The 11,288-nt window shown below is 67.0% G+C and carries 8 protein-coding genes; 5 read left to right on the top strand and 3 right to left on the bottom strand.

The window, feature by feature from the left end:
* Positions 1-11 precede the first annotated feature (11 nt).
* Positions 12-1,739 (bottom strand): ShlB/FhaC/HecB family hemolysin secretion/activation protein, encoded by a 1,728-nt coding sequence (locus tag ACIP0B_RS15120; protein WP_400833179.1) that lies wholly within the window; start codon positions 1,737-1,739, stop codon positions 12-14.
* 410 nt (positions 1,740-2,149) lie between these two features.
* On the opposite strand from ACIP0B_RS15120, the gene ACIP0B_RS15115 reads away from it, so the two are divergent.
* Positions 2,150-3,271 (top strand): HlyD family secretion protein, encoded by a 1,122-nt coding sequence (locus tag ACIP0B_RS15115; protein ID WP_400833177.1) that lies wholly within the window; start codon positions 2,150-2,152, stop codon positions 3,269-3,271.
* A complete protein-coding gene (locus ACIP0B_RS15110; RefSeq protein ID WP_400833175.1) occupies positions 3,268-4,860 on the top strand; it encodes a DHA2 family efflux MFS transporter permease subunit in 1,593 nt (530 codons plus the stop codon). Before ACIP0B_RS15115 ends, ACIP0B_RS15110 begins: the two co-directional genes overlap by 4 nt.
* Positions 4,861-4,981: 121 nt before the next feature.
* Here the strand turns inward: ACIP0B_RS15110 and ACIP0B_RS15105 are convergent, their stop codons facing one another.
* Complete coding sequence (locus tag ACIP0B_RS15105; protein ID WP_400833174.1) at positions 4,982-5,422, bottom strand: carboxymuconolactone decarboxylase family protein; 441 nt, start codon at positions 5,420-5,422, stop codon at positions 4,982-4,984.
* 216 nt (positions 5,423-5,638) lie between these two features.
* Between ACIP0B_RS15105 and ACIP0B_RS15100 the strand changes: the two genes are divergently transcribed.
* The 3 genes from ACIP0B_RS15100 (at position 5,639) to ACIP0B_RS15090 (ending at position 9,625) form a co-directional block, all read left to right on the top strand.
* Positions 5,639-6,145: a sigma-70 family RNA polymerase sigma factor gene (locus ACIP0B_RS15100; protein WP_400833171.1), complete on the top strand. Its 507-nt coding sequence runs from the start codon at positions 5,639-5,641 to the stop codon at positions 6,143-6,145.
* Positions 6,145-7,104, top strand: a complete 960-nt coding sequence (locus tag ACIP0B_RS15095; protein ID WP_400833169.1) for a FecR domain-containing protein — start codon at positions 6,145-6,147, stop codon at positions 7,102-7,104. The genes ACIP0B_RS15100 and ACIP0B_RS15095 overlap by 1 nt, the downstream gene beginning before the upstream one ends.
* 100 nt (positions 7,105-7,204) lie before the next feature.
* Positions 7,205-9,625: a TonB-dependent siderophore receptor gene (locus tag ACIP0B_RS15090; protein ID WP_400833166.1), complete on the top strand. Its 2,421-nt coding sequence runs from the start codon at positions 7,205-7,207 to the stop codon at positions 9,623-9,625.
* Positions 9,626-9,650: 25 nt separating this feature from the next.
* Here the strand turns inward: ACIP0B_RS15090 and ACIP0B_RS15085 are convergent, their stop codons facing one another.
* The gene (locus tag ACIP0B_RS15085; RefSeq protein WP_400833163.1) at positions 9,651-11,093 is read right to left on the bottom strand and encodes a mechanosensitive ion channel domain-containing protein; all 1,443 of its coding nucleotides are present in this window, start codon (positions 11,091-11,093) and stop codon (positions 9,651-9,653) included.
* Between the last annotated feature and the right edge of the window lie 195 nt (positions 11,094-11,288).

Here is an 11,288-nt window from a genome sequence, read left to right as displayed (position 1 = left end):
CACTGCGTTGTTCATATCTGCACCCCCACCCGCATCAGCCAGGTGTCGGGCTCATGGGGCAAGCCGCCGGGGGTGTTGAGGCTGCGCTGGTAATCGACGTCCACCTGCAGGTTCTTCCAGCCCAGATTGAGGCCGATGCTGGCGCCGCTCAGGCGTTGGCCCGGCGCACCGTGATCGGCCTTGATCCAGCCGTGGTCGAGCCCCAGGCGCGGGGTGACCTGGACGGGGCCGCCGGTCTGCAGCGGCAGGCGCAGGGTGTTGCGCCAGACCGCGCCGCTGGCGCCGGACGCGCTGGCGACCCGGTAGCCGCGCACGGCGGAGTCGTCGGTGCCCAGCATCTGCTCGATGGCCGGCAACGGGTCGGGGCTGTATTGCAGGTTGAGCTGGCTCTGCCATTGCCACGCCTGATCGCCGAACCGGCCATTGCGCCACTGGCTGAGGCCGGCGCGGTACTTGCGAAACTGCGCCTTGGGCAGGTTGTTGACCTGGCGCTGGGCGTCATCGTCGGCGCCGAACCAGTGCAGGCCCTGGGCATAGTTGACGTCGAGGTTCCACACCGCCCGGTCGAGCCAGAACAGGTTGAGCCCGGCCTCGGCCACGGTCAGGGTCGGGCTCTGGATGCCCAGGCGGATGTTTTCCAGGTAGCTGTCGACGTCTTTGTGGGCCAGTTGCAGGTTGGCGCTGAGCTGGCGGCTCTGGTCGCGCCAGAGCACGCGGTCGGCGCGCAGGCTGAGCTGGTCGGTGATGCCGGTGCTGTACAGGGTCGCCGCGCTGAGCTTGAACGGCGCCCGGTATTCGGCGTGGCTGGCGAATGCGCTGTAGGTCCAGTAACCGTAGGGAATCGCGTAATAGAGGCTGGCGTTGCGGCTGTAGCGGTCGCCCCGGTTGAGGGTGTCGCTGGCGCTGAGGCTCAGCAGGTCATTGAGCTCCAGCGGGCTGTCGAGGCTCAGGCTGACGGTGTCGCGGTCGCGCCCGGTGCTGGCGCTGCCGAGGTTGTCGGCGCCCAGCCCCAGGGCCCAGCGCGATTGGCCTGAAGTGCGCGAGCGCAGAATGATCCGCGAAGCGCCGGGCTGGCCGCCGGGCGCGATGTCGGCGGTGAGGTCCACCGAGCGCAGGCGGTTCAGTTGGTCCAGCCCCTGCTCCAGATCCCGCAGGTTCAGCGGTTTGCCGAGCATGCCGGGAAACGCCCCGCCCAGTGAGACCGGCAGGCTCTGGTCGGCCAGTTCGATGGATTCGACGTAGCCCTCATCGACCAGGATATCCAGCGACTGCCCCGCCGCCGGAGCGCTGCTCAGGTACGGCCGGCTGGCGATGTAGCCCTGCTCGACGTAGATCGCGGTGATGTTCGCCAGCAGGTGATTGATCTGGTTGGCGCCCATGCACGGCGCCAGCAGCGGTTTGATCCGTGCGTTGAGCTTGTCGCTGTCGATCAGGGTGACGCCGCCGATGCGCGTGCCGCTCAAGGGCCAGCAGCGTTCGTCGGGAGTGACGGGCCGGGCCGTGGCCGACGTGGCCGGTGCCGGGCCGAACGCGCCGCGCTCCAGTTGCCGGCGCCGCTGTTCGAGTTGCAGTTGCTGCAGGTCGCGCTGCTGCTGTTGCTGCTGGCGCAGCGCTTCCTGACCGGCGGCTGACGGCTCGGCGGCCCCCACCGGGGAAGCGCACACGCCCAACACAAAAGCCGACAACAGCGGGCGACGCAGGGAACGGCAACGGGAAACAGCGCGGAACGAATACGGCACTCAACATCCTTGCAATCATCAAATGGCGTAATGCCACTTCATCAATGTTCGTGATAGTCGGAGCCCTCCTACACAAATGCAAGACGCTTCCTACAGCGGTTACATTTCTTAAACAATTCAGTCATTTGCTGTCATCGTCCGCAATCACGGGGGCAATCGGCACGTGCTCAGGGTTTCCCTGATGGCCCGATGCGCACGTGCCAGCGGCGCTAAACGGGTATGGGCCAGGGGTGAATGTGGCCCTGCAAGCTACGCATGCTCCAAAACCTGAGGCCTGCGGCGGATCGGACCGATGGATCGAACGGAGCGCGGAAGGACCTGACGACCGGCGCCAGAAATGATTTGCGTCGAAATATTACCTACGTCATATTACGACCGTAATAACACTTCGTTTCCACAGGTACGTTTCCATGACCAGCATGCCCACCGTCGAGCCCGACCTCGCTGTCCCGGTCAGCGCCGCCAGGCCTCCCCTGCTCAAGCGCCTGCTGCTGCCCGCCGCCGGCATCGCCGCCCTGGCGTTCGCCGGGCTGTACGCCGCCCACTGGTGGAGCGCCGGACGGTTCCTCGAAGAGACCGACGATGCCTACATCGGCGGCGACGTCACGGTGATCGGGCCGAAAGTCGCCGGTTACATCGAAGACGTGCTGGTCAGCGACAACCAGCCGGTCAAGGCCGGCGATGTGCTGATCCGCCTCGATTCGCGGGACTACCGCGCCAACCTGGCCAAGGCCGAAGGTGCGGTCGCCGCCGAAGAGGCGCTGCTGGCCAACCTCGACGCCACCGAACAGTTGCAGCAGGCCGTGATCGGCCAGGCCCGCGCCGGCATCGACGCCGCCGGTGCCGAGACCGCCCGTTCGCGGGACGACAACGCACGCTACAAACGCCTGGTGAGCACCAACGCCGTCTCGGTGGAAAGCGCGCAACGGGCCGACGCCACGTTCAAGACCGCCCAGGCCCAGAGCGCCCGCGCCCAGGCCGAACTGCTCGCCGCGCAGCGCCAGCTCTCGGTCATCGAAACCCGCAAGCAACAGGCCCGCGCCGCACTGATGCAAGCGCAGGCAGAACGCGACCTGGCGCGACTGAACCTCAGCTACACCGAACTGCGCGCGCCGGTGGACGGCGTGATCGGCAACCGCCGCGCCCGCGTCGGCGCCTATGCCCAGGCCGGCTCGCAGCAGTTGTCGGTGGTGCCGGCCAGCGGCCTGTGGGTGGACGCCAACTTCAAGGAAGACCAATTGGCCCGGATGAAACCCGGCCAGCGCGTGAGCATCCGCGCCGATGTGCTGTCCGGGCAGGAATTCCACGGCCGCCTCGACAGCCTTGCGCCGGCCACAGGTTCGCAGTTCAGCGTGCTGCCGCCGGAGAACGCCACCGGCAACTTCACCAAGATCGTCCAGCGGGTGCCGGTGCGGATCCTGCTCGACCCCGCCGACGGCGTGCTCGGCCACCTGCGGCCGGGGCTGTCGGTGACCGCCGAGGTCGACACCCGCGCCCGGCCTGACACCGCCGCCGTGGCCAGCGCGCCATGAGCCGCGCCCAGGCCGTCCCCGCGCAGCCGTTCAATGCCGCCGACATGGCGACGGCGACCAAGGTGTTCGCCTTCGCCACGATGTGCATCGGCATGTTCATCGCGCTGCTGGACATCCAGATCGTCTCGGCCTCGCTGCGCGACATCGGCGGCGGGCTGTCCGCCGGCACCGATGAGACGGCGTGGGTGCAGACCAGCTACCTGATCGCCGAGATCATCGTGATACCACTGTCGGGCTGGCTGTCACGGGTGTTTTCCACCCGCTGGCTGTTCTGCGCCTCGGCGGTCGGCTTCACCCTCGCCAGCCTGCTGTGCGGCATCGCCTGGAACATCCAGAGCATGATCGCGTTCCGGGCGTTGCAGGGCTTTCTGGGCGGTTCGATGATCCCGCTGGTGTTCACCACGGCGTTCTTTTTCTTCACCGGCAAGCAACGGGTGATCGCCGCCGCGACCATCGGTGCCGTGGCCTCGCTGGCCCCGACGCTGGGCCCGGTGATCGGCGGCTGGATCACGGACCTGTCGTCCTGGCACTGGCTGTTCTACATCAACCTGCTGCCGGGCGTTTTCGTCGCCGTGGCGGTGCCGATGCTGGTGAAGATCGACCAGCCGGAACTGTCGCTGCTCAAGGGCGCGGACTACCCGAGCATGATCCTGCTGGCGCTGTTTCTCGGCTGCCTTGAATACACCCTCGAAGAAGGCCCGCGCTGGAACTGGTTCAGCGACCGCACCATCCTGACCACCGCGTGGATCAGCGGCCTGGCCGGCCTGGCCTTCATCGGCCGCACCCTGCACGTGGCCAACCCGATCGTCGACCTGCGGGCCCTCAAGGATCGCAACTTCGCCCTCGGCTGTTTCTTTTCCTTCGTCACCGGCATCGGCCTGTTCGCCACCATTTACCTGACGCCGCTGTTCCTCGGCCGGGTGCGCGGCTACAGCGCGCTGGACATCGGCCTGGCGGTGTTCTCCACCGGCGTGTTCCAGATCATGGCGATTCCGCTGTACGCCTTTTTGGCCAACCGCGTCGACCTGCGTTGGATCATGATGCTCGGCCTGGCCCTCTTTGCGCTGTCGATGTGGGAATTCAGCCCGATCACCCACGACTGGGGCGCCAGTGAACTGCTGCTGCCGCAGGCCCTGCGCGGCATCGCCCAGCAACTGGCGGTGCCGCCGGCGGTGACGCTGACCCTGGGCGGGCTCGCCCCGGCGCGTCTCAAGCACGCCTCTGGCCTGTTCAACCTGATGCGCAACCTGGGCGGCGCCATCGGCATCGCGGCCTGCGCGACCATCCTCAACGACCGCACCAACCTGCACTTCACCCGTCTGGCGGAGCACCTGAACAGCAGCAACGAATCGCTGAACCAGTGGCTGGGCCAGGTCGGCGGCCAATTCGCCGCGCTGGGGCAACACGGGGATGCGGGCACGGTCGCCAGCCTGCGTCAGCTGTGGCTGCTGACCTACCGCGAGGCGCAGACGCAGACCTACGGCGATACGTTTCTGGTGATCATGGTGTGCTTCGGCCTCGCCACGGCGATGGTGCCCTTGATGCGCAAGGTGCTGCCGCCGCCCGCGCCGAGTGCCGACGCACATTGAAGGGATGCCTAGGGGCTTGCAGTGATCCCGGATGCGGCGTTCAACCGGGATCCCTGTGGGAGCCAGCCTGCTGGCGATGGCGTCCGTGCAGCCACCGCCAGGCAGGACCGATGCCGTTGAATCAGGCCTGCGGGGTCTTGCGGAAACCGACGGCCAGCCGGTTCCAGCTGTTGATGGTGCTGATGGCCACGGTCAGGTCGACCATTTCCTTGGGCGTGAACTGGGCGCTGACGGTTTCGTAGTCTTCGTCCGGTGCGTGGGTCAGGCTCAGCTGGGTCAGCGATTCGGTCCACAGCAGGGCTGCGCGTTCGCGGTCGGTGAAGAACGGGGCTTCGCGCCACGCGGTCACGGCGAACAGCCGGCGCGGGGTCTCGCCGCCCTTGATCGCGTCGCTGGTGTGCATGTCGATGCAGAATGCGCAGCCGTTGATCTGCGAAGCGCGCAGCTTGACCAGTTCGATCAGGGTCTTTTCCAGCGGCAGCTTCGAAACGGCGGTTTCCAGGGCCATCATCGCTTTGAGCGCGTCAGGGGAAGCGGTGTAGAAATCAATGCGGGGTTTCATGGGGGTCTTCCGGGTCAAGTGAATGTGGGGCTACGTTAAGCCCGCGGCCCCGGCGCACAAATAGCCAATCCGGCAGAAGTCCGGGTGACCACTGCGCCGGTGCACGAAAAAGAAAACCGGGACGGCAATTGCAAACCTTCGCGGCGCGCCACTAGAATGCGATCAATTCTTAATTGCACTCAGGCCACGGATGCCCGCAGCGAGTATCTGCCCGTCATGTCGTCCATCGACCCGCCCTTGAATCAGCAAGTCCACAGTCTCTACAGCGACCACCACGGCTGGCTGCAAGGCTGGCTGCAGCGCAGGCTCGGCAACCGCTGCGATGCCGCCGACGTGGCCCACGACACCTTCCTGCGCCTGCTCACCCGCCAGGTGGCCAGGCCCTTGGGCAACGAGCCCCGGGCACTGCTGACCCACATCGCCAAGGGGCTGATGATCGACCGCTGGCGGCGCCAGGACCTCGAACGCGCCTACCTGGACACCATCGCGCAGTTGCCGGCCGCCGAGGTGCCGTCGCCGGAGACCCGCTACCTGATCCTCGAAACCCTGTGGCGCATCGAAGCGCTGCTGCGCGAATTGCCGGCGCAGACCCGCGACACGTTCCTGATGTCGCAGATCGAAGGCCTGACCTACGCGCAGATCGCCGCCCGCCTGGGCGTTTCGCTGATCACCGTCAAGCGCCACATGCGCGCCGCGTTCATTGCCTGCCTGAGTGTCGCCTGATGAATGCACCGATGATCAATCCGCAGATTCTCGGTGAAGCGGCCGACTGGCTGGTGCAACTGCATTCCGGCACCGCCACCCCGTCCGATCACCAGGCCGTCGCCCAATGGCGCAGCCGCAGCGCCGAACACGCCATGGCCTGGCAACGGGCCGAAGCGCTGCTCGGAGACTTCCGCAGCGTGCCGGCCAACGTAGCCCTCCAGACCCTGCAACGGGCTTCGCGCAAGGATGGCCTCAGCCGCCGGCAGACCCTCACCCGCCTCGGCCTGCTGCTGATGGCCGGGCCGTTGGGCATCGCTTCGCAGCACGTGCCTTGGCAACAGTGGACCGCCGACCAGCGCACCGCCGTCGGCGAACAGAAAAACCTGCAGCTGCCGGACGGCTCGCAACTGCTGCTCAACACCGACACCGCCGTCGACATCGCGTACAGCCCGGTCGAGCGCCGGGTGTCGCTGCTCAACGGCGAGGTCATGGTCAGCACCACCAGCGACTTCAGCGCCCGCCCGTTCATCGTGGAAACCCCGCAAGGCATCGCCCGCTCGCTCGGCACAAGGTTCTGCGTGCGCACCGACGGCTCGCGCAGCCAGGTCCAGGTGCTCGAAGGCCAGGTGCAGATCACCCCGCAACTGCTCAAGCAAAGCCTCACGCTCAAGGCCGGCGAGCGTCAGCGCTTCAAGCTGAGCGGTTTCGACGCCGCCGAAACCTTCGACACCGCCACCCTGGCCTGGGACAAGGGCATGCTGCTGGCCAGCGGCATGCGTCTGGACGAGCTGCTCGGCGAACTCGGCCGCTACCGCCACGGGGTGCTGCGCTGCCATCCGGATGTCGCGGCGCTGCGCGTCTCGGGGGCGTTTTCCCTGCGCGACACCGACGCCAGCCTGCGCCTGCTCAGCGACACCCTACCGCTGAGCATCCACAGCCGCACCCGCTATTGGCTGACGGTGGAGCCCCGCGCCTGAGCCCGAAGGAAAAAAAACCGCCGTTCACTGATACCTTTTCGTCGCTCGTCCGGTGTGTGGATAGACCCTTCCGATTCCACGCGCCCGACAGGAACCCCGAATGACCGCAACGCCACCGTCCCGCCCTGCCCTATTTCCGCTCAAGGCCCTGAATCTGAGCCTTGTCCTGGCCTTCGGCGCCCTCCTGCCGGCGCATGGCCAAGCCGCCGACAGCCTCAACGAAAGCGCCAGCCTCAGCGTGAACATCGGCCCCGGCCCGCTCAGCCACGTGCTGGCGCAGTTCGCGGTGAGCGCCGGCGTGCCGCTGTCGTTCGACCCGGCGCAACTGGGCGACCGCCAGAGCCCCGGACTGCAAGGCACCTACACCGCGCAGGCCGGGTTCGCCCGGCTGCTGGAAGGCAGCGGCTTCGAACTGATCCGCAGCGGCGCCAGCGGCTATACCGTGGCACCGACAGTCGCGGCGGACGGCGCCCTGGAACTGGGCGCCACCAACGTCAGCGCCCTGCGCGACGACACCTACGGCGGCGGCCAGGTCGCCCGCAGCGCGCAGATCGGCGTGCTCGGCAACCAGGCCGTCAACGACCTGCCCTTCAGCGTCACCAGCTACACCGCCGCCGCCATCGCCGACCAACAGGCGCAGACCGTCGGCGACGTATTGCTCAACGACGCGTCGGTGCGCCAGTCGTCCGGCTTCGGCAATTTCTCCCAGGTGTTCATGATCCGCGGCCTGCCCCTGGCCTCCGATGACATTTCCTATAACGGCCTGTACGGCGTGCTGCCGCGGCAGATCATCGCCACCGAGGCGCTGGAGCGGGTCGAGCTGTTCAAGGGCCCGAACGCCTTCGTCAACGGGGTCACCCCCAGCGGCAGCGGGATCGGCGGCGGGGTCAACCTGCAGCCCAAGCGTGCGCTGGACACGCCGACCCGCAGCGTCACCCTCGACTGGAGCGCCGACGGCCGGGTCGGCACCCACCTGGACCTGGGCCAGCGCTTCGGCGAGGACAACCGCTTCGGCGCACGGCTCAACCTGTTGCAGCGCGAAGGCGACACCGCCGTGGACGACGAGGATCAACGCACTTCGTTGTTCAGCCTCGGCCTGGACTATCGTGGCGAACGCCTGCGGGTCTCCACCGACTTCGGCTACCAGAAGCAGGTGATCAACCAGGGCCGTTCGGTGGTGTACGTCGATTCGGCCCTGAAGAAGACGCCCAAGGTGCCGGACGCCAACGCCGGCTATGCGCAACCCTGGAGCTACTCGCAACTGGAAGACACCTTCGGCATGGCTCGCGCCGAGTACGACCTGAACGACGACTGGACCGCCTATGTGTCCGGCGGCGCCAAGCACACCCGGGAAAACGGCGTGTACTCCTCGCTGACCGTCACCGACCTCAACGGCAGCGCCCGCGGCGGCATGCTGTATCCGCCCCACGACGAAGACAACCAGAGCGCCATGGCCGGCCTCAACGGGCGCTTCGACACCGGTGCGGTCAGCCACCGGATGAACCTCGGCTGGGCCGGGATCTGGGGTGAGCAGCGTTCGGCCTTCGAGACCATCGGCGCGGCGTCGCGCTACAGCACCAACCTCTACGACGTCACCGACAAGCCACGTCCGGCCGCCACCTCGTTCGGCAGCGACATCCACGACCCGCGCATCGTCGGCAAGAACACCCTGCGCAGCGAAGCGCTCTCCGACACCCTCGGCTTCCTCGACGACCGCGTCCTGCTGACCCTCGGCGTGCGCCGCCAGACCCTGAAGGTCGACGGCTGGAGCACCACCACCGGCGCCCGCACCTCCAGCTACGAAGAGTCGGTCACCACCCCGGTGTACGGCCTGGTGATCAAGCCCTGGGAACATGTCGCGTTCTACGCCAACCGCATCGAGGGCCTGGCCAAGGGCCCGACGCCGCCGACCACCGCGATCAACCGCGACGAAACCTTCGCCCCGGTGCGCAGCAAGCAGATCGAGGCCGGCGTGCGCCTGGACATGGGCCGCTACGGCGGCAACCTCGGCGTGTACCGCATCGAACAGCCGTCGAGCTACACCCAGGACGGCGTCTTCCGGGTGGACGGCCAGCAGACCAACAAAGGCGTGGAGCTCAACGTCTACGGCGAACCGCTGGACGGCCTGCGCCTGCTCAGCGGCGCCACCGTGATGAAGACCGAACTCGAAGGCAGCACCAACGGCGTCAACGACGGCAACCGTGCGGTCGGCGTGCCGCGCTTCCAGTTCAACCTCGGCGCCGACTGGGACATTCCGGGCATCGAGGGCGCGGCGCTCAACGCCCGCATGCTGCGCACCGGAGGCCAGTACCTGAACGCGGCCAACACCCAAAGCATCCCGGCCTGGAACCGCTTCGACCTCGGCGCGCGCTATGCCTTGCGGCTCGATGAACGGCAGGTCACCCTGCGCGCCAATCTGGAGAACGTCGCCAACGAGGCCTACTGGGCGTCGGCCTACGGCGGCTACCTGACCCAGGGCACGCCGCGCACGCTGAAGGTGTCCGCGACCGTGGACTTCTGAGGCGCCGGGACAGGATGAAGCGGCATCAGACGTGATGCCGCAGCCAGTGCAGGAAACCCTTCTTCGTCACCACCGCCGGCACTTCCTGGGTCAGGCTCTTGGCCTTGAGCAGGCGGAAATCCAGCAACGCCTTCATGGCGTCGCTGATGTCGTGGCGGGCGTCCAGGCAGGGCTTGAGGTAAGCCTTTTCGATGCGGTACAGCGTGCAATAGGTCTTGGCCGAGAACGTCGCCGGCAAGGCCGAGTCGCTCAGGATGCCGGCCTCGCCGATCACCTCGCCCGGCCCCATGCGCCCGGACTCGAACGGCGTGCCGTGGCGCAGCAGCGTCACCGAGAGCACGCCGGACTCGATGATCAGCAGATGGTCGCTGACCTGCCCCGCCTCCAGGATCACCTCGCCGGCGCGGAAGGTCTGCAGGGTCATGTTCTGGCTGAACGTGTCCTTTTCTTCCTCGCGCAGGGTGGAGAAGATCGGCGAACTCTCCAGCAGGGCCCGGGGCCGCGACAGGTCGGCGGGCACCAGGGGTTCGACGCTCGACAGCAGGTTGACCCCGGACGCCTGCAGGTGCCGGTACGCCAGGTCGAACAGCTGATTGCGCACCGAGCGCTTTTCGCTCATCGAGGCGACGAAACCGCCGATCTCGTATTCCACGCCGGTGCTGGTGGCGCTCTTCATCGCCACGCTCGGCGCCGGGTCGTCCAGCAGGAAGCGGCAACCCTGCACGGCCCGCTCCAGCGCTTCGAGCACCGTGTTGGGCCGCGAATGCGGGCTCACCTGCACGCTGACGGACACCCCGAACATGTTGCTCGGCCGACTGAAGTTGATGATCTTGGCCTTGGCCGCCAGCGAGTTGGGGATCACCGCCATGCTGCCCTGGGACGTCTGCAGGCGGGTGGCGCGCCAATCGATGTCGGTGACCCGGCCTTCGGTGCCGTCGATGGAGATCCAGTCATCCAGTTGGTAGGGTTTGGTGGTGTTGAGCACGATGCCGGAGAACACGTCGCTGAGGGTGCTCTGCAACGCCAGGCCGACGATGATCGCCAGTGCGCCGGAGGTCGCCAGCACGCCCTTGACCGGCAGGTCGAGCACGTAGGCCAGCGCCGCGATGACCGCGATCAGGAAGATCACGGCCCCGAGCAGATCCTGCAGCAGCCGCCCGGTGTGTCCGACCCGCTGCATCATCGCCGCGCCGATCAGCACCGTCAGGGTGCGCGCGCCGAACAGCCACCAGCCGATCTGCAGGCCGGTCGCCGCCAGGTGCAGCGGTACGTTGTCGGCCCACGGCGCCGTCTCCATCGGGTTGAGGCCTTCGTTGAACAGCAGGATGCTGAACAACGTGAAGATCACCACCCGCACCAGCAGCTTCCACCCGCTGCCATGGGAGCTGATCAGGCGCCACAGCCCCAGATCGACCAGGATCAGGATCAGCGCGCAAATCAAGGGATGATCGGTGAGCAGTGACAGCATCAAACAACTCCGACAGAGGCCAATCGGCAGAAGATCTCACAGATCGGTTCAGTGTAGGAGCATTTGATTCGCGCCAAAGAAACGGTGGGGAACCAGCCTGCTTGCGATGGCGGTGGTTCAGGCACCAGCGATGTCGGCAATGCCGGCCTCATCGCTTGCAGGCAAGCTTGTATGTTTAGACTTGAAGGGGTGGGC

The organism is Pseudomonas sp. NPDC089534 (assembly GCF_044749305.1).
In the GTDB taxonomy this organism is placed as follows: Bacteria; Pseudomonadota; Gammaproteobacteria; order Pseudomonadales; family Pseudomonadaceae; genus Aquipseudomonas; species Aquipseudomonas ekonensis.
Note: the sequence above shows the minus strand (reverse complement) of the source record. Positions and strands in the feature narration are given on the sequence as shown.